The sequence below is a fragment of the Methylobacterium sp. CCH7-A2 genome, from assembly GCF_001557075.1.
Taxonomy (GTDB): domain Bacteria; phylum Pseudomonadota; class Alphaproteobacteria; order Rhizobiales; family Beijerinckiaceae; genus Allobosea; species Allobosea massiliensis.
Window position 1 is genome coordinate 1 of record NZ_LSKN01000161.1, and the last position, 257, is coordinate 257.

At 65.4% G+C, this 257-nt stretch carries 1 protein-coding gene; it reads left to right on the forward strand.

All coding sequences use genetic code 11. The features are described 5' to 3' along the window. A partial coding sequence (locus AX750_RS12890) for an FtsK/SpoIIIE domain-containing protein (RefSeq protein ID WP_156462453.1) occupies positions 1-257 on the forward strand: 257 nt, incomplete at both ends.

The window sequence follows — 257 nt, forward strand, 5'->3', positions numbered from 1 at the left end:
CGCGATCGGCATCGAACTGCCCAACGCCAAGCGCGAGACGGTCTATCTGCGCGAGTTGCTCGCGAGCCAGGATTTCGAGAGCTCCAAGCACAAGCTCGCGCTCGGCCTCGGCAAGACCATCGGCGGCGAGCCGGTGATCGTCGATCTCGCCAAGATGCCGCATCTGCTGGTCGCCGGCACCACCGGCTCGGGCAAGTCGGTGGCGATCAACACGATGATCCTGTCGCTGCTCTACCGGCTCAAGCCCGAGCAGTGCC